This is a genomic window from Flavobacterium sp. (assembly GCF_035299005.1).
Lineage (GTDB): Bacteria > Bacteroidota > Bacteroidia > Flavobacteriales > Flavobacteriaceae > Flavobacterium.
This window is the reverse complement of sequence record NZ_DATGXL010000013.1, coordinates 1-18,669: the sequence shown is the minus strand read 5'-3', so window position 1 is coordinate 18,669 and position 18,669 is coordinate 1. Positions and strand designations below refer to the sequence as shown.

At 31.4% G+C, this 18,669-nt stretch carries 16 protein-coding genes and 2 tRNA genes; 11 read left to right on the top strand and 7 right to left on the bottom strand.

Annotated elements, in window-relative coordinates; translation table 11 throughout:
- The first annotated feature begins 4 nt into the window (after positions 1-4).
- Both VK164_RS08105 and VK164_RS08100 read left to right on the top strand, forming a co-directional pair.
- Positions 5-802: a hypothetical protein gene (locus VK164_RS08105; protein WP_324208863.1), complete on the top strand. Its 798-nt coding sequence runs from the start codon at positions 5-7 to the stop codon at positions 800-802.
- Between the two features lie 140 nt (positions 803-942).
- On the top strand, positions 943-2,493 hold the full coding sequence (locus VK164_RS08100) for a recombinase family protein (protein ID WP_324208862.1): 1,551 nt from the start codon (positions 943-945) through the stop codon (positions 2,491-2,493).
- On the opposite strand, the gene VK164_RS08095 is transcribed toward VK164_RS08100, so the two are convergent.
- From VK164_RS08095 to VK164_RS08080, 4 genes are all read right to left on the bottom strand, one after another.
- Positions 2,459-2,532: transfer RNA gene (locus tag VK164_RS08095), tRNA-Asn, on the bottom strand. The two genes, VK164_RS08100 and VK164_RS08095, sit on opposite strands and share 35 nt — an antisense overlap.
- Positions 2,533-2,567: 35 nt before the next feature.
- Positions 2,568-2,641 (bottom strand) — tRNA-Asn (locus VK164_RS08090).
- Between the two features lie 71 nt (positions 2,642-2,712).
- Positions 2,713-4,038, bottom strand: coding sequence for an RIP metalloprotease RseP (gene rseP, locus VK164_RS08085; RefSeq protein ID WP_324208861.1), 1,326 nt, complete (start codon positions 4,036-4,038; stop codon positions 2,713-2,715).
- A gap of 71 nt (positions 4,039-4,109) precedes the next feature.
- Positions 4,110-6,023 carry a M1 family aminopeptidase gene (locus VK164_RS08080; RefSeq protein WP_324208860.1) on the bottom strand — a complete coding sequence of 638 codons (1,914 nt, stop codon included), beginning with the start codon at positions 6,021-6,023 and terminating at the stop codon, positions 4,110-4,112.
- Positions 6,024-6,266: 243 nt separating this feature from the next.
- Between VK164_RS08080 and serS the strand changes: the two genes are divergently transcribed.
- The 6 genes from serS (at position 6,267) to gldD (ending at position 12,461) form a co-directional block, all read left to right on the top strand.
- Positions 6,267-7,538 (top strand): serine--tRNA ligase, encoded by a 1,272-nt coding sequence (gene serS / locus VK164_RS08075; RefSeq protein ID WP_324208859.1) that lies wholly within the window; start codon positions 6,267-6,269, stop codon positions 7,536-7,538.
- 74 nt (positions 7,539-7,612) lie between these two features.
- On the top strand, positions 7,613-9,388 hold the full coding sequence (locus VK164_RS08070; RefSeq protein WP_324208858.1) for a hypothetical protein: 1,776 nt from the start codon (positions 7,613-7,615) through the stop codon (positions 9,386-9,388).
- A gap of 61 nt (positions 9,389-9,449) precedes the next feature.
- Positions 9,450-9,776, top strand: a complete 327-nt coding sequence (locus VK164_RS08065) for a DUF4286 family protein (protein WP_324208857.1) — start codon at positions 9,450-9,452, stop codon at positions 9,774-9,776.
- Position 9,777: 1 nt separating this feature from the next.
- Positions 9,778-10,557 (top strand): 16S rRNA (adenine(1518)-N(6)/adenine(1519)-N(6))-dimethyltransferase RsmA, encoded by a 780-nt coding sequence (gene rsmA / locus VK164_RS08060; RefSeq protein ID WP_324208856.1) that lies wholly within the window; start codon positions 9,778-9,780, stop codon positions 10,555-10,557.
- Positions 10,547-11,899: a magnesium transporter gene (mgtE, locus tag VK164_RS08055; protein WP_324208855.1), complete on the top strand. Its 1,353-nt coding sequence runs from the start codon at positions 10,547-10,549 to the stop codon at positions 11,897-11,899. Before rsmA ends, mgtE begins: the two co-directional genes overlap by 11 nt.
- A 13-nt stretch (positions 11,900-11,912) precedes the next feature.
- Positions 11,913-12,461 (top strand): gliding motility lipoprotein GldD, encoded by a 549-nt coding sequence (gene gldD, locus VK164_RS08050; protein WP_324208854.1) that lies wholly within the window; start codon positions 11,913-11,915, stop codon positions 12,459-12,461.
- A gap of 32 nt (positions 12,462-12,493) precedes the next feature.
- Here the strand turns inward: gldD and VK164_RS08045 are convergent, their stop codons facing one another.
- Positions 12,494-12,868, bottom strand: coding sequence for a heavy metal-associated domain-containing protein (locus VK164_RS08045; RefSeq protein ID WP_324208853.1), 375 nt, complete (start codon positions 12,866-12,868; stop codon positions 12,494-12,496).
- Between the two features lie 109 nt (positions 12,869-12,977).
- On the opposite strand from VK164_RS08045, the gene VK164_RS08040 reads away from it, so the two are divergent.
- Positions 12,978-13,847 carry a DMT family transporter gene (locus VK164_RS08040; RefSeq protein WP_324208852.1) on the top strand — a complete coding sequence of 290 codons (870 nt, stop codon included), beginning with the start codon at positions 12,978-12,980 and terminating at the stop codon, positions 13,845-13,847.
- A gap of 50 nt (positions 13,848-13,897) precedes the next feature.
- Here the strand turns inward: VK164_RS08040 and VK164_RS08035 are convergent, their stop codons facing one another.
- Both VK164_RS08035 and VK164_RS08030 read right to left on the bottom strand, forming a co-directional pair.
- The gene (locus tag VK164_RS08035; protein ID WP_324208851.1) at positions 13,898-15,949 is read right to left on the bottom strand and encodes a pitrilysin family protein; all 2,052 of its coding nucleotides are present in this window, start codon (positions 15,947-15,949) and stop codon (positions 13,898-13,900) included.
- A 12-nt stretch (positions 15,950-15,961) separates the two neighbouring features.
- On the bottom strand, positions 15,962-17,287 hold the full coding sequence (locus tag VK164_RS08030; RefSeq protein ID WP_324208850.1) for a pitrilysin family protein: 1,326 nt from the start codon (positions 17,285-17,287) through the stop codon (positions 15,962-15,964).
- Between the two features lie 185 nt (positions 17,288-17,472).
- Between VK164_RS08030 and rplU the strand changes: the two genes are divergently transcribed.
- Both rplU and rpmA read left to right on the top strand, forming a co-directional pair.
- The gene (rplU, locus tag VK164_RS08025; protein ID WP_324208849.1) at positions 17,473-18,147 is read left to right on the top strand and encodes a 50S ribosomal protein L21; all 675 of its coding nucleotides are present in this window, start codon (positions 17,473-17,475) and stop codon (positions 18,145-18,147) included.
- A 29-nt stretch (positions 18,148-18,176) separates the two neighbouring features.
- Positions 18,177-18,437, top strand: coding sequence for a 50S ribosomal protein L27 (gene rpmA, locus VK164_RS08020; RefSeq protein WP_073582069.1), 261 nt, complete (start codon positions 18,177-18,179; stop codon positions 18,435-18,437).
- The last annotated feature ends 232 nt before the right edge of the window (positions 18,438-18,669 follow it).

Sequence of the window (18,669 nt, the reverse complement as noted above, 5' to 3'; positions counted from 1 at the left end):
ATCTATGGAACTAAATTATGAAAAACTAAAAGAATATAATGACAAATTAAATCAAGAGTCATTAAAGGAAATTTACAACGAACTACCCGAGTCTTTTATACAATTTACAAATAGTGAAATTATAAATCATTGTTTGCATCAAGTTAAAGTTGGAACAAAAAATGAGCAATCTGCTAGGGTTCTAAACAGCTGGATTAATAGTGATGTTATCTTTGTTAAAGATGAAGATAAAGGTAAAATACGAAGATTTGACAGACTTGAAAGTATTTGGCTAAACATTGTTGTTGAAGCAAGAAAATTTGGGCTTCCATTAGAATCTTTAAAACAAACTCGAAAAGATTTAACGCAATCTCCAATAAAAAATTTCTCATTATTAAAGTTTAGCATTATTAACACAATAATCAGAGAACCTCAAGTACTCATGATACTTGAAGATGGTTATGCTAAAGTAATTTCACATGACACACATTGGAAAAGAGCATCAAGAGCATTATATCCCACACACATACTTTTCAATTTAACAGAATTTATCTCTTTAGAATACCCGCAAAATGCACTTTCGGTAGATTTTAAAATCTCAAACCCTTATGAAAGTAATGAAAAAATGACCTTTTTATATTTTCTAAAAACAGGAGATTTTAAGTCAATTCAACTACATGTAAAAACTGGGGATGTAAGGCTAATAGAAGACCCGAGAACCTTAGTTGAAAACAAAGAAATAATGAAATATATTTCATCTTGGGGCTTTGTAAAAGCAGAAATCATTCTTAATGACGGTACAAAAACCACCATAACGCTTTAAAACTATGGTTACCATTGAAAAGTGCAAAGATGTTTTAAAGCACTCAACTCAAAAATATACCGAAGATGAAATTAAACGTATTCGAGAACTACTATATAAACTTGCAGAGATAGAAAACGATAACTTTAAAATTGAACAACATGGACCAAGTAGTGATGTACACAAGAGTATCGACTGATGAACAAAAAGAAAACGGTTACAGTCTCCAAGAACAAGAGAAGAGAATAAAACAACACTGCGAAAAATTAGATTGGAAAATAGTCTCTCATTTTCAAGATGATCATTCTGCAAAAGATTTCTTGAGACCACAATGGAAAGTCTTAATATATGAAATAAAAAGTAAACGCTTAAAAATTGACACAATTGTCGTAACAAAAATTGATAGGTTTTCAAGAAATGCATTTGAAACTCACGACATGATTAATATTTTGGCAAAATACAATATTAGAGTTTATAGTATTACTGAAAACCAATATTTCGATTTCAAAAACGCACAAAATTTTTTCCAACAATACTTTAGTGCTGGTCTTGCACAATACGAAAATATACTTAGAGGCGAGAACACAAAAAGAGGGATGCGTCAAGCAGCTAGAGAGGGTCGTACAATTGGGAAAGCCCCTACAGGGTATCTTAATGACATAATTAACAAAACTGTCATAAAAGACCCTGAAACAGCTCCGTTGATTATTAAAGGCTTTGAAATTCTTTCACTAGACATATATCCTATTGAAGAGGTAAGAAGAAAACTGATTAAAGAAGGATTAAGAAAATGTTGCAAACAAACATTTTTAAATATTGTTAAAAATCCATATTATTATGGGATAATTAAAATAAAATCATGGGAAGATGAGCCAGAAGAAGAAATTATAGGAACGCATTCTCCCTTAATAACGAAAGACTTGTTTGATAAAGTACAAAAAATTATTTCTGGTAAAAAAAAAGCAAATTTAGTTAAAATATCAAGAAACGAAGACTTCCCTCTTCGAGGTCATTTAATCTGTAATTCCTGTCACGGTAATCTTACTGGAAGTCCGTCCACAAGCAGAAATGGGGTCAAACATTATTATTATCACTGTCAAAAAGGCTGTAAGACAAGATTTAGAGCTGACTTAGCGCATAGTTCTTTTGAAGATTTACTAGATGGCTTCAAAATAAAAAAAGATATTTTAAATCTATACAATATAATCCTTGAAGATATTTTCAACAGTAATGAAAAAGATAGACAAAAACAAATTAAACAAGCTGATGACAAAATAAGGCAGCTAAGATCAAAACTAGAATCATTACAAGATAAACTATTAGATGATATAATTGACAAAACTGAATATAATTCAATAAAACTCAGAATACAGAAAGAGTTAGAGGAATGGGAATTAAAAAAACAAGAGCTAAGTATAGATAAATCAGAATTTCAGAAATATATAAATTACGGCTTTCCTTTTCTATATAATATAAAGGAATACTACAAAAAATGTAATGTAGATGTTAAACAAAAAATTTGTGGTTCGATATTTCCAGAAAAAATAATATTTCACAAAAATAAATATCGAACCGCAAGTGAAAATGATTTATTAACCCTTCTTACCTTAAATATCAATAAGTTCGGAGATTTTAAAAATGAAAAAGCCACTCCGAAGAATGGCTTGTCCACTTATGCTCCCCCTCTTGGGCTCGAACCAAGGACCCTCTGATTAACAGTCAGATGCTCTAACCAACTGAGCTAAGGAGGAATAACCTCATGGGTTTATGTTTTGCTAAAAAGTTGCTCCCCCTCTTGGGCTCGAACCAAGGACCCTCTGATTAACAGTCAGATGCTCTAACCAACTGAGCTAAGGAGGAAAATATTTATCTTTTTAGCGAGTGCAAATATAAACTGATTTTTTATTAACGCAAATTATTTTCTGTAAAAATTACAAAACTTTATCTACAATTAATTGGTAAATATCTTTTCCAAAAGTTAAAGCCATTAAACTCAACAAGATAATCATTCCTCCGGTTTGTACATATCCCATTGCTTTATCTGATAATTTTCTTCCAGTTATCATTTCTGCGATAGTAAATAATGCATGGCCACCATCTAGTCCAGGAATAGGTAATAAATTCATAAACGCCAATCCTATTGAAAATAACGCTGTAAAATTCCAAATAAATTCCCAATTCCATTCATCTGGTAAACGACGTGCTATTCCGATTGGGCTTTGCACTTTAGTATATGCCTTAGTTGACGGTTTTAAAATTAATTTGAATTGTTTCACATTGTATACTAATAATGCCCATGATTCTTTAACAGCTGCTGGAATAGCTTGACCAATTGACAATTTATTATTTACTTCATAATCTAATTTATCTAAAGCTTTGTTAACAAAACCTAGTTTCCCTTCTTTATCTACTTTAGCTTTCAATTCAACCATTTGAGTTCCTCTCAAAACAGATAAAGAGACACTATCATTTTTATGTTTAGAAATTAGTTCTTTAAACTCATCATAATATGTAAAAGTACTGTCATTTATAGCTTTTATTTTGTCTCCTTTCTTCAAACCTGCTATATCTGCTGCCGATTTTGAAATAACAGAATCAACAACTGTATTTGAAAAACGAGGACCAACAAACTCTTTACCTTCTTTGCTGATGATTTCACCTTTAATTTCGTTGGTTAAAACAACCTCTATTTTCTTACCATTACGTTCTACCTCTACCTTATCACCAAGTAAAACATCTAATGTCATTCTGTTAAAACTAGGTTGAAAATTGCCATCTACAGCTAAAATTTTGTCGCCATTTTTAAACCCTGCAAACTGGCCTACCTCTCCAAAAGCCAATCCATTTTCTTGAATTTTTTCAGTTGCAATGTATTTTTGGCCTACGGTTGCATACATTATCGTGAAGATTAACCAAGCTAAAATTATATTTACAATAATACCGCCAAGCATTATAATTAATCGTTGCCAAGCAGGTTTTGAACGAAATTCCCATGGTTGAGGTTCTTCACTCATTTGAGCTGTATCCAAACTTTCATCTATCATTCCTGATAATTTTACATAACCGCCTAGTGGCAACCATCCGATTCCCCATTCAGTTTCTCCTATTTTCTTTTTAATCAATGAAAAACCAGCGTCCATAAACAAATAGAATTTTTCTACTCGTACTTTAAACATTTTTGCTGTAATGTAATGGCCAAATTCATGAAGAATTACTAAAACCGATAATATGAATAATATTTGCGCTACTTGAATCATTTTTTATGCTTTTATTTAAACGACAAAAGTAAGGTTTTCACCTTACTTTTTATCATATTTTTATAGTTGGCCTATTTTTTTATAAAATTTTTATGAATTATCCCTTCCGAAGTAGTGATTTTAATCACATGTAGTCCCGAGGATAAATTATTTACATTAAAATCAACTGTACTTTGCAAGCCAACTAATTGGCCTAATGTATTGTAAATTTCTACTTTTTGTAACTGAACATTAGTTGGCATCATAATATGTAATTCATCATTTGTGGGATTTGGATAAATCGAAACGGTTTCTTCTAATTGAAAGGCTTCATTCCCTAAAGTAACTACATTGTTTTTTGAAATAATATGCTTGTTGGGATCAAAAGTGACTCCAGCAACTACAAAAGGTACAGCAACAACAAACTCTTGTCCATTAGTTGTATGATTAACTACTACATCATGATTTGCTCCACCAGCACTCGTTAATCTTATTTCTAAGGGCATTTCAAAAAAAGAAACACTTGGATCAGATTGTGTTTGGCTAACGGTTATTTTTGCTTGTCCAGGACCCCAGTTTTGAGCAGTTACAGTATAAGTTGGATATCCTTGCATATATAGCCAATCATTGAAAAACTCAGTTAAACTGCTTCCGTATACTGCTTCTAAATGCGATTTTAAATTGTTTGTTAATGCATAACCATATGCCAAATTAGTATCTGCAAGATAATTTTTAACAGCTTGAAAAAAAGCTGTATCTCCCATTTTCCATCTTAACATATGAACCACCATAGAGCCTTTATTGTATGTAAGTCTTGAACTAAAAATACGATTTACATTTTCTGCTTCTGTATCTGTTAAAAAAACGGCGCCATTGGAAACGGAAGTAATATTTGATATTTTGCTATTTTTCCATGAAACAAAACTAGCAGCTCCATCTAAATTTTCAACAACTAAACCTGATAAATATTCTGCAAAGCCTTCATTTAACCAAATGTCTTTCCAAGAACCACAAGTGATTTTGTCACCAAACCATTGATGGGCTAATTCATGAGCAATTAAATTTCTGCCCCAACTTCCCATAAACGAAACGGTTGTATGCTCCATTCCACCACCCCAGCCAAATTGTGCGTGACCATATTTTTCTTGATGAAAAGGATAAGCCTCAAATAAATTTTCATATAAATTCATTATTGGTAAAGTTTGAGCTAAACTAGTTACTGCGCTGGTGTAATTCTCTGGATAAATATAATTTACAATTGGAAAATCATTTGGTATGGTACCAGCTGTTTGTGTAAAAACTTGATAATTGGTTACTGCTATAGCAATCAAATATGCAGGAATAGGATAATTATGATGAAAATGAGTTGTTTTGTTTCCTCCATTAACAACTTGAGAAACTTCAATACCATTAGCTACACTAGTATAGGTAGAAGGAGCGGTTATATAAATATCTACACTTTCAACTTTGTCGTTTAAATCTTGCTTGCATGGCCACCAATCTCTGGCTCCGAATGGTTCTGATAGAGTATATATTACTGGTGTTCCAGAATGTGTTGTTGCTGTAAAAGCTGCTTCGCCAGATGCAGGTGCTCCTGAATATGTTATAACAACTGTTGCGTTATTTCCGGTATTTAAAACACTTGGAAGTGTAATTACTAATTCTTCATTTGCATTTTGTGCGAAAACCAGAGGGCTTCCTGCTAAAGTTACTGAACTTACTGTTAACTCGTTTGTTAGATCAAAGGTTACAGTTGTCATATTTGACAATGCAGTAAAAGTTGTTGTTACCACCCCACTAATAAAATAATTTGCAGGGTCTACGGTAAATCGCAACTCATGATATGTTACATTGTAGTTTTGAGTATTTGGATTTACAGCCATTGTCTGTAAATTAGAAGCAGATTTCATTTCTGATTCAATCATTCGTTCAAATTCAGTATTTTCTGTTTGGGCAAAACTAAAAACTGATAAAAGATAGAATAAGCAAAAAGTAGTTTTTTTCATTTTTTATGTAGGTTTAATAATTTGGGCACTCATTTAACATACAATTATGTAATTTAATTGTGGTTGTAATTTATAATAAAGTTTATTTTAAATAAAAATTTAGCGAATATACTATAAAATGTTTAATTTTTAAACGATTTGTTACTGAAATTCATACACATACATAAACCTTATAGCATTTCTTTTTTTTGTCGTTTATCTAAAACCAATTTCTTAAATTTGTGGCTTTAAATCCAATATATTATGTTACAGATAGCGTACATTAGAGAAAACAAAGAAGAAGTAGTAAAAAAATTGGCTAAGAAGAACTTAGATGCCAAGGCTGCAATTGATGGAGTAATCGCACTTGATGAAAAAAGAAGAGCAACACAAGCAGAATTAGACACTATTAAATCTGAGTCAAATAAGCTATCCAAAGATATTGGAGATTTAATGAAGGGTGGTGAAAAAGCAAAAGCAGAAATCTTAAAGGAAAAATCAGTTCAACTTCGTGAAAAAGATAAAGAGTTGACAGAAGTATTAAATGCTTTTGCAGCTCAATTACAAGAAGAATTATACAAATTACCAAATTTACCAGCAGACATCGTTCCAGAAGGGAAGACACCTGAAGAAAATTTAAATGTTTTTCAAGAAGGAGAGATTCCTAAATTACACGAAGGTGCTTTGCCTCACTGGGAATTAGCAAAAAAATATGATTTAATCGATTTTGAATTAGGAGTTAAAATTACGGGTGCAGGTTTTCCGGTTTACAAAGGAAAATGTGCTAAATTACAACGTGCATTGATTACTTATTTTTTAGATAAAAACACCGATGCGGGTTACTTAGAATATCAAGTTCCACACATGGTAAATGAAGCATCTGGATTTGGAACTGGTCAATTACCTGATAAAGAAGGACAGATGTATCATGTTGGTATTGATGATTTGTATTTAATTCCAACAGCCGAAGTTCCTGTAACAAATATCTTTAGAGATGTTCTATTAAACGAAAATGATTTACCAGTTATTTGTACTGGGTATACACCTTGTTTTAGACGTGAAGCAGGTTCTTATGGTGCACACGTTCGTGGATTAAATCGTTTACACCAATTTGACAAAGTAGAAATCGTTCGTATTGAGCATCCAGATAATTCTTACCAAGCATTAGATGGAATGGTAGAACACGTAAAAGGAATTTTACAAGAATTGAAATTGCCTTATCGTATTTTAAGATTATGCGGTGGTGACATGAGTTTTGCATCTGCTTTAACCTATGATTTTGAAGTGTTTTCAACTGCTCAAGAGCGTTGGTTAGAAATTAGTTCGGTTTCTAATTTTGAAACATTCCAAGCAAATCGATTAAAATTACGTTTCAAAGATAAAGATGGTAAAAACCAATTGGCTCACACTTTGAACGGAAGTTCATTGGCTTTACCAAGAGTATTGGCAGGTATTTTAGAAAACTACCAAACTCCAGAAGGAATAGTAGTTCCTGAAGTTTTAAGAAAATACACAGGATTTGATATTATCAACTAAACGTTAATCTTTATAAAATAATGTACTAATTTGACACTAAAAAGTGTTACTTTAGTACATTATTTGTTTTATTTATGCTGAAAAAAATAGCTTTTTTTGTTATGTTTTTAACTTCGTTTTGGGTTTCGGCACAGAACGAACAATTGGCATTTAACTACATTGATGCTGGTGAATATGAAAAAGCAGTCACTATTTTAGAAGAACTTTATTCAAAAAACAAGCAAATCTATTCAGACAAACTATTGTATTGTTATCAGCAATTAAAACAATATGATAAAGCATTAAAGCTTATTGGAGAATTAAAAGTAAAATATAATAATCCTACGTTTTTAGTAGAAGAAGGTTATGTTTATCAGTTGCAAAAAAAACAATTGGATGCTGATAAAAAATATGAGGAAGCGCTTAACGAGATAGATAAAAATCCTAATTATGCATACAATTTAGGTAGTATTTTTGAACGAAAAGTATTGCTTGAATGGGCTTTGAAAGCTTATGAAAGAGGACAAAAAGCAAATACAAATCTAAATTTTGATTATCAAACTGCTTTACTACTAGGGCAATTAGGAAATTTAGATTTAATGTTAGAAAAATTACTTGATTATGGATACAAAAATCAAGAAAATACGGCATTAGTTCAAAATCAATTGAGTCGTTTTTTGATGGATGATTCAGAAGGAACATTTGCCGCAGATATTAGAAAGGCATTGCTGTTAAAAACACAAAAATCACAAGATGTGTATTGGAACCAATTTTTAAGTTGGTTTTTTGTACAACAAAAAGAATATGGAAAAGCATTTGTTCAAGAAAAATCGGTTTACAAAAGAAATCCGGAATCATTTATAAACATTGTTACTCTGGCTAAGATGGCTATTGATGAAAAGCAAAGCGAAGATGCAAAAACAATTTTGACTTTTGTTTTAGAAAACACACAAGATTTGGATTTACAAATGCAAGCACATCACTTTTTAATTTCTATGGAAATTGAAAATGCACCACAAGCCGATTACATATTAATTCATCAAAAACTACAGGAATTACTTAAAAAGTATGGCATTACTCCATTCTCACTAGATTTGCAAATTCTAACAGCACATTTTGAGGCATTTTATTTGAATCAACCTGAACTTGGAAAACAGCTTTTACAAAACACTTTAAATCTTCCCCTCAATATTAGACAACAATCTAAAATAAAGATGGAATTGGCTGATATTATGGTATATGATGAAAAATTCAATCAAGCCATTTTATTTTATGCTCAAGTAGAAGAAAATTTAAAGAATGATGTTTTAGCTCATGAAGCAAGTATGAAATTAGCGAAAGCCAATTTTTATAAAAAAGATTTTGATTGGACACTACAACAAGTAAAAAATTTAAAGCAATCGTCGAGTTTGTTAATTGCAAATGATGCTGTAGAATTGTTTTTACTTATTCAAGACAACTCCGTTGAAGACACTTTACGCGTAGCATTACAAGCTTATGCTAAAGCTGATTTACAACTTTATCAAAAGAAAAATGAAGAAGCACTTCAATCTTTTTTGAGTATTTTGCAAAAGCACAAAGGAGAAACCATAGAAGATGAAACGTTGTTGAAAATTGCTAAAATCTATGAACAAAAAAAAGAATATAACACAGCTTTAAACTATTATCAAAATATCTTAGAGAATCATAAAGAAGGAATTTACATTGATGAAGCTCTGTTTTTCTCTGCAGAAATTTATCGTAAATATCTTTTAGACAATGAAAAAGCAAAACCTTTATATGAGAAAATGGTTTTAGAACATGCCGATAGTTTATATTATACCGAAAGCAGAAAACAATATAGAGCCTTAAGAGGTGATGCAACGATTTAGAAAAAAGAAAAAAAAATATTTTAGTTAAACAACTGCACAGTTAAACGATTAAACAAGAATAATGATTATATATAACGTAACAATAAACGTAGACGAAAGCATACACCAAGATTGGTTAAAATGGATGCAAAACAAACATATTAATGATGTTTTAGCAACGGGTTTATTTACTAGTGCAAAAATGGTTAGAGTACTAGTAGAAGAAGAAATGGGCGGAACTACATACGCAATTCAATATTCTACAGATTCTAGAGCTAAACTTGAAGATTATTATAAAAATCACGCACCTAGATTACGCCAAGAAGGATTGCAACTTTTTGCCGATAAAATGTTAGCCTTTCGAACCGAATTAGAAGTAATGAGCGAGCATTATCACGAAAGTAATTAAAATGGAAAAAGTAACTGCAAAAAAACACTTAGGACAACATTTTCTAAAAGATGAAAGTATCGCAAAAGATATTGCCGATACGCTTTCTCTAGAAGGTTATTCTAAAATTTTAGAAATTGGTCCAGGAATGGGTGTTTTAACTAAATATCTATTGGAGAAACCTACTGAGACTTATGTTATTGAAATTGACAAAGAGTCTGTAGAATATTTAGGTGTACACTATCCGAAATTAGAAAATCATATTATATCTAAAGATTTTTTAAAATATGATTTGAATGAAGTATTACATAATGAACCTTTTGCAATTATTGGGAATTTTCCATATAATATTTCCACACAAATTGTGTTTAAAACATTAGAAATGCGTGATCAAATTCCTGAATTTGCTGGAATGTTTCAAAAAGAAGTTGCTCAACGAATTTGTGAGAAAAAAGGAAGTAAAGTATATGGGATATTATCGGTATTAACCCAAGCATTTTATGATGCTGAATACTTGTTTACTGTTCCACCAGATGTTTTCAATCCGCCTCCAAAAGTAGATTCGGGAGTGCTTCGCTTAACAAGAAAAGAAGATTATTCATTGCCTTGTGATGAAAAACTATTTTTTAGAGTTGTAAAAACAGCATTTCAACAAAGAAGAAAAACACTTAGAAATAGTTTAAAATCGTTCAATTTTTCTGATAATTTAAAAGAAGATAGTATCTTTGGCCTCCGCCCAGAACAGCTTACGGTGGAACAATTCATAGATATTACCAAAAAAATAACAGCCGATGGAGTTTAAAATCAGCAGAGAGTTTCTATCTGAAATAGAACAACTTATAAGTGAAAACAAGTCGCAAGAATTACTTTTGCTACTTGACGATATTCACTTTGCTGATATTGCCGAAATCATGGAGGAACTCGATGATTATGGAGCGGCTTATATTTTTAACACTTTAGATTCTGAAAAAACTGCAGAAATACTGTTAGAATTAGATGATGAGGTTCGTGAAAAAATCTTACATAATTTATCTCCAAAAGAAATCGCTGAAGAGCTTGATGAATTAAGCACTGATGATGCAGCTGATATTATTGCCGAGCTACCGCAACACAAAAAAGAACAAGTAATATCAGAATTAGAAGACGTTGAGCACGCAAAAGATATTGTTGATTTGTTGCGTTATGACGAAGATACTGCTGGTGGGTTAATGGGTAAAGAGCTGGTTAAAGTTAATGAAAATTGGAATGTTTTAACTTGTGTCAAAGAAATGCGTCTACAAGCAGAAAATGTTTCGAGAGTCCATTCAATATATGTAGTTGATGATGAAGAACGTCTAAAAGGACGTTTGTCATTAAAAGATTTATTAACAACTTCCACCAAAACACCAATTAGTGAAGTTTATATTAAAAAAGTAGATTACGTAAAGGTAGATACAAAAGATGTTGAAGTTGCAAGAATTATGCAGAAGTATGATTTGGAAGCGATTCCAGTTGTTGATGAATTAGGACGTTTAGTGGGTAGAATTACTATTGATGATATTATTGATGTGATCAAAGAAGAAGCAGATAAAGATTACCAGTTGGCAGCAGGGATTTCACAAGACGTTGAAGCGGATGATAGTGTTTTAGAATTGACAAAAGCACGTTTACCTTGGCTGGTTTTAGCTCTATTTGGAGGATTTATATCTGTTCATGTATTAGGAATATTTGAGCCTATTATGAAATTACATCCAGAGTTGTTTTTCTTTACGCCACTAATTGCTGCGATGGCTGGTAATGTAGGGGTGCAATCCTCTGCTATTATAGTTCAAGGTTTAGCAAATAATACTATTATAGGACCTATTGTTGAGCGATTACTTAAAGAACTTTCCCTAAGTTTATTAAATGGTGTTATTCTATCGGCGATACTTCTTTTAGGAAGTTACTTTCTATTAGGATATGAAATTCATGTAGGTTATACAGTTGCTATAGCTTTACTTTCAGTTATTATTATGGCATCATTAATAGGGACTTTTATACCTATTATTTTGAACAAATATGGGGTTGACCCAGCATTAGCAACAGGTCCATTTATTACAACAAGTAACGATATCTTAGGAATTTTAACCTACTTCACAATCGCTAAAATTATTTTAGGGATTTAAAATAAATTGGTTTATGTATAAAAAAATCATATTACTTACAATGACAATCGGATTAATCTCTTGTGGGGATGAATCAGTGCCTAAGCCAAAGGGTCAACTTAGTTTGGAATATCCAAATGCTACATATAGTATATTAAAAACAAATTGCCCTTTTTCGTTTGAAATCAATGAGTTTACTTCTGTTAAAGAAAAAAATTGCTCGTATGAAATTCATTATCCAAAAATGAAAGCAACTATTTATTTAACTCATAAAACGGTTTCAAATAATATCAATGATTTGTTGAGAGATGCACAAAAGCTAACGTATGAGCATGTGATTAAAGCTGATGATATTGTTGAGCAACCTTATATAAATAATGATAAAAAAGTTTACGGAATGTTTTATCAGGTAGGAGGTAATGCGGCTACTAACGCACAATTTTATGTTACAGACAGCATTAAACATTTTATAACTGGAAGTGTTTATTTTTATGCAAAGCCTAATTTTGATTCTATTTTACCGGCAGCTGATTATTTGAAGGAAGATATGCGAAGAATAATGGAAACTATTAAATGGAAATAAAAAAAGCGCTGATATTCTCAGCGCTTTTTTTATTAAGCTTTATCTATACTTTTTTCTGATTTTGTAACTTTATACAAATCTCCTCCGCCTACTTTTTCTATTGTTTTTGTTAAAGACTCTAAAGTTTGCTTTGTTTTGTCAAACTTTACTGTGGCAATTTTGCTTTCAAAATCAACTTTTGCTTCACCAACGCCTTCAGTTTCAGATAATTTTCCTTCTATGGTTTTTGCACAACCAATTTCGCATGTCATTCCTTCAATTGTAAAACTTGCTGTTTCTAAATTCTCAGCAGCTATTTCTGTTTTTGTTGTTGCAACTTCTTTAACTTCTGTTGTTGCTTGTTTTTTACAACTTACTACAAAAAGCGTTATTAGTGTTGCAAAAACTATGTTTTTTATATTTCTCATAAAATAAATATTTAAAAAATCGATTCTTTTTTATGTCTTTGCAAATTTACAAAAATTCATAGTGTGATTTTCAAAATAAAGCCTGAATTTTGCCAGTTAAAATGATGCTATGGAAAACAACACTACAAAATGGTATTTATTAGCTTTTTTAGGCTGTGTTTGGGGAAGTTCTTTTATATTGATGCAATTAGGGTTGCAAGGAGTAAATTCAATTCAGTTAGGGAGTTTGCGTATATTGTTTGCTGCCTTGTTTTTAATTGTTGTAGGATTCAAGCATATTGCTCAAATTCCTTTGTATAAATGGAAGTATATTGCCTTGACTTCATTGTTTGGGACATTTGTGCCTGCTTTTTTATTTGCAATAGCCTTGTCAAAAATTGATGGTTCAGTAAGTTCAATATTAAATTCATTAACTCCTTTGAATACGCTGCTAGTTGGTTTGTTCTTTTTTGGATTAGATGTCCAAAGAAGACAAATTTTTGGGGTAATTATAGGTTTTGTAGGTTGTGTTTTATTGGTTTTATTTGGAGATGGAGAAAACACAACTGAGAATTATTATTACGCAATTTTAATAATTATTGCCTCTATTTTTTATGGGATTAATGTGAATTTGATTAAAAAATATTTGTCTGATTTGAAACCTTTGACCATAAGTACAGGAAATTTTATTGTAATGTTTATTCCAGCGTTATTGGTGCTTTATTATACAGACTTCTTTGATATTGTACATCAGGAAAAAGTACAAACTTCACTTGGCTTTATTGTAATTTTAGGGATCGTTGGGACGGGATTGTCTAATATATTATTTTTTAAATTAATTCAACTTTCTTCACCAGTTTTTGCTTCTTCTGTTACTTATATAATTCCTGTTGTTGCAATCATGTTGGGTTATTTATTTATGAATGAAACCTTGTCAATTGTTCAGGTAATAGGTGCTTTTGTAGTTTTAGTCGGCGTTTATTTTTCGAGTAAGAAATAAAAAAAGCACCCAATTTCTTGAGTGCTTTTTATAAAATTTACATTCTGATGTTATTTAAAATCTGCATCAGTTACACCTTCGTTAATTTTAACTTCAGATGTTGTTAATTCGATTTCTATACCAACATTCATAATGGTTTTGTATGGGAATTTTAATCCTTTTACATCCTTATAATCTTGGTAGTAAGTTGTTTGGGTCATTTTTTGACCTGCTTGTTCCATTTCTTTAGCTTCAGCAACTTTAAATCCTGTTTTTACATCATAATATAATGTTGATTTTCCGTTTTTGATAGCGTAAGCATCTGCTCCATTAATATTTTCAATTCCAGTTAATGTTACCTCTTTATCTGTTAATAAAGCTAGTTCTTTAAAAGTTGCTGCATCAGCTTGCATGTCTTTTAAATCATCTCCAGTGAAGTCTTTTCTTTTACCTTGCTGAACCATGTACGCTTCTTTTTCGTTCACTACTTGTTTCATCATTACCATTCCCATTGCTTTCATTTCTACACCTAATTTTTTAGGAGCTGTTTTTACAACTAATTCTAATGGTGTTCCTTGAACTGTTCCAGATGATAATATGGCTAATGTTTTTACATTTTTAACCGCTTTTTCACCGCCAATTGCATTGATGTAGTTGTTTAAAACAGATTGAGCAGTTACACCAGCAGGAACTGGTTTTTTAACTTCTGGTTTAGCTGTAGGATTACCATATTTATCAAAATACATGATTGGTAATTTTTCTGCTTTACTCATTGCTTCTAATCCAGGTAAAACATCAGCTGCTTTTCCTACAATTACTACCCTTGTTTTATCTGCTAAGAAATATTTATTAGCTGCATTTCTAATGTCTTCAGCTGTTACAGCGTTGATGTTTTTGATGTAGTTTTCATAGAAATCTTCTGGCAAACCTTGTGTTTCTTTATTTAATGCATAACCTGCAATTGTTGAAGGTTTTTCAATTTGCATTACAAAGTTTCCAATATATTTTGCTTTTGCGTTTTTTAAATCTTCTTCAGAAACTAATTCTGTTCTAATTCTTTTTAACTCATTAAATACTTCTACTACGGCACTATCCGTAACCGCATTTCTAACAGAAGAACTTGAGCGAAATTTATTGATATATTTTCCTGAACCAATTGAAGAATATGCTCCGTATGTCCATCCGTGTTTTTCACGTAGATTTAAGAATAAACGTCCTTCGCCACCGCCACCTAAAACTTGATTAGCTAATAAAACCGCAAAATATTCTTTGTCAGTCATTTTTAAGTTAGACAAATTTACTAATGCAATTTCCGATTGAACTGCATTCGGTGTGTCAATAAAGTTTATTTGACTATATTGAACATCTTTAGGGTCAGAATAAGTTAATTGAGGAGCTGTAGCTTTTTTCCAGCTTCCAAAAAGTTTTTCAACTTCTTTTTTAACTTCTTTAAAGTTAACATCTCCAACGATAACTAAATAAGCATTTGCTGGGACAAAATAAGTGTTATAGTTTAAAACTACATCACTAAGAGTTACATTATTTAACGTTTCTTCGCTGGTAAATTCTCCTTTATAGTGATCTTTACCATAAGTTAATACATTTTCAACTCTTCTTGCAATTGCTGAAACGCTTTTCTCGTCTGATTTTAAACCTTCAATTAATTTTGCTTTTTCTTTTTCGAATTCTTCTTGAACAAATAGCGGATTTAAAGTTCCGTCAGCCATTAATTCTAGGATTCTTTTAGAATATCTAGATAGTCCATTTGCTGAAGCTCCGGAAGCATAAAAATTGATATTTGCACCTAAAAAATCAATTTCCTCGTTAAAGGCGTCTTTTGACATGGTTTCTGTTCCATTTCCAATCATAGAACTTAAAATATCCGATACACCTTTTTTAGTCCCTTCTGCATAAGGCGGATTGTCTAATGTAAGATTAAAAGATACGCGAGGTAATTTGTGGTTTTCTACAACTAAAACTTTTAAACCATTTTTAAGTACAAAACTTTGTGGCTTATTAATGTTTATTGATGGAGCTGGTCCTGGTTTTGGTTGAGGTCTGTCTTGTGCTTGCATAGTTATTGTTAAAAATAAACTGGCTGCGATGTATATAAATTTTTTCATATTCTTCAAATCTTAGTTTTGAGCTTTATCTTTAGCAGGAAGATAGTCTAAAATCATTCTTTGGTTTGAGTTTAGATATTTTTTTGCAATGTCTCTAATTTCTTCTCTTGTGATTGAACGATAAATATCAATTTCTGTATTGATTAAATTGATGTCTCCATACAACATATAGTAAGTTGCTAAATTGTCGGCAATTCCTTCAACAGAAGCATTGTTGCTTACATAATTACTTTCAAACTTGTTTTGAAGTTTTTGGAAATCATTTTCAGAAATTAGTTCTGTTTGCATTTTTGCTATTTCTGCATCAATTTCTTTTAAGATAGATTCTGTAGTATTTTCACCCATTGGTAAACCATAAATTAAATACATTCCATAATCTTCTTGACTGTAGTTGAATGCTCCAATTTGTAAAGCCATTTTTTTATCGTCTACAATTTTTTTGTATAATTTAGAACTTTTACCATCGGATAGATAAGTTGAAATCATATCTAAAACTCTTGCGTCACGAGATTTCATTGAAGGTGTTCTATAAGAAGCAACTAACATTGGGATTTGAATATTTGGATCTTCCCAAGAGGCTTTAAATTCTTGTGTAATTGGTGCCTCTTCCACTTTTTGACGTGTAACAGGAGCTCCTTTTGGGATAGCGCTGAAATATTTTTTAACCCATTCTTTAGCTTGTGTTTTGTCAAACTGTCCAGCAATTACCAAAACGGCATTATTTGGAACATAGAATTTTTTGTTAAATGCTTGAAACTCTTCTAAAGTAGCTGCGTCTAAATGTTCCATTTCTCCAATAGTTGTCCATTTATATGGATGTACTTTGAACATGTTTTGTTTAACCGCTTTGATTAAGTTTCCATAAGGTTGATTGTCTACGCGAAGTCTTTTTTCTTCTTTAACTACTTCGTTTTGTGTGTCAACGCCAATTTGATTAATTACAGGGTGCATTAATCGTTCAGATTCCATCCAAATGGCTAATTCTAAGTTGTTTGATGGAAAAACTTCATAGTAATATGTTCTGTCGTCTGTAGTGTTAGCATTGTTGTTTCCTCCGTTTGCTGTAACTAATTTAAACCATTCTCCACGAGCAATATTTTTTGTTCCTTCAAATAAAAGATGTTCAAAAAAGTGTGCAAAACCTGTGCGGTTTGGTTGTTCGTCTTTTGCTCCTACATGATACATAACCGAAGTAATTACAACTGGAGCCGAATTATCTTGATGAAGTACTACGTGTAATCCGTTGTCTAAATCAAATTCTTCGAATGTTACTTTTTGAGCTGAAGCAGTTCCGCCAAGCATTAGTGCAGTTCCTAAAGCCATTAAAGATTTTTTCATACGTTATTAATTTGTTGATAATTATCATAAGACGCAATTTTTAAATAATGTTACAAAAAATGTTGTTTTTTTCTATAAAATTCTATTGATATATTTTTTTTAGTATTTTATTGTAGTCATTAGTTGTTTGATTTATAAATTATTGTATATTTGCAACCTTAAAATTTTTAACTAAACTCATTGTTATGTACGCAATCGTAGAGATAGCAGGGCAACAATTCAAAGTAAGCAAAGACCAAAAGGTTTATGTTCACCGTTTAGCTTCAGAAGAAGGTTCGAAAGTTTCTTTCGACAAAGTTCTTTTGTTAGATGACAACGGAAACGTAACTTTAGGCGCCCCAGCTGTAGAAGGAGCTTCAGTAGAAGCCAAAGTGTTACAACACTTAAAAGGTGATAAAGTAATTGTTTTCAAAAAGAAAAGAAGAAAAGGTTACAAAAAGAAAAATGGTCACAGACAATCATTCACTCAAATTTTAATTGAGGGAATTTTGGCTAGTGGTTCAGTAAAAAAAGCAGCCGCTCCTAAAAAAGAAGTAGCGCCAAAAGCTGAAAAATTAGTTGAAGCTGTAGAAGAAAAAGCTCCAAAAGCAAAAGCTTCAAAAAAAGGAGATGATTTAGTAATTATTGAAGGTATTGGTCCAAAAGCTGCTGAAGCATTAGTTGCTGGTGGAATTGATACTTTCGCAAAATTAGCTGCTGCATCTGCTGAAGAAGTAAAATCTATTTTAGATGCATCTGCTTCTAAAGTACAACATTTAGATCCAACTACTTGGGCTCAACAAGCACAATTAGCTGCTGATGGTAAAATGGATGAATTAAAAAAATTACAAGATGAGTTAAACGGTGGTAAAGCTGTTTAATTAGTATTAACTTATAAAACCAAAACATCATGGCTCACAAAAAAGGTGTCGGTAGTTCGAAGAATGGTAGAGAATCAGAATCGAAGCGTTTAGGCGTTAAGATTTATGGTGGTCAAGCTGCTATTGCTGGAAACATCATTGTTAGACAAAGAGGTTCTAAGCACAACCCAGGTGAAAATGTTTACATGGGAAAAGATCATACTTTACATGCTAAAGTTGATGGAGTTGTAAAATTCCAGAAAAAAGGAGAAAACAAATCTTATGTATCTGTAATCCCTTTCGAAGCTTAATAAATTTATTTAGCAACATACAAAAAAAGCCTTGCATTGCAAGGCTTTTTTATTTCTAAAAATAATAGTTTTTACTTTATTTAGCAAAAACAAGAATCCCAGTATAAACTGGGATTCTTTGTTAAGCGTTTTCAATAAATTATTAATACGCTACTTTCTTAGTGATAGTCTGACCATTAGTTAATGTAGTTTTCACAAGTAACGCTTGATTTGTAGCGGTTAATTTAGAAAC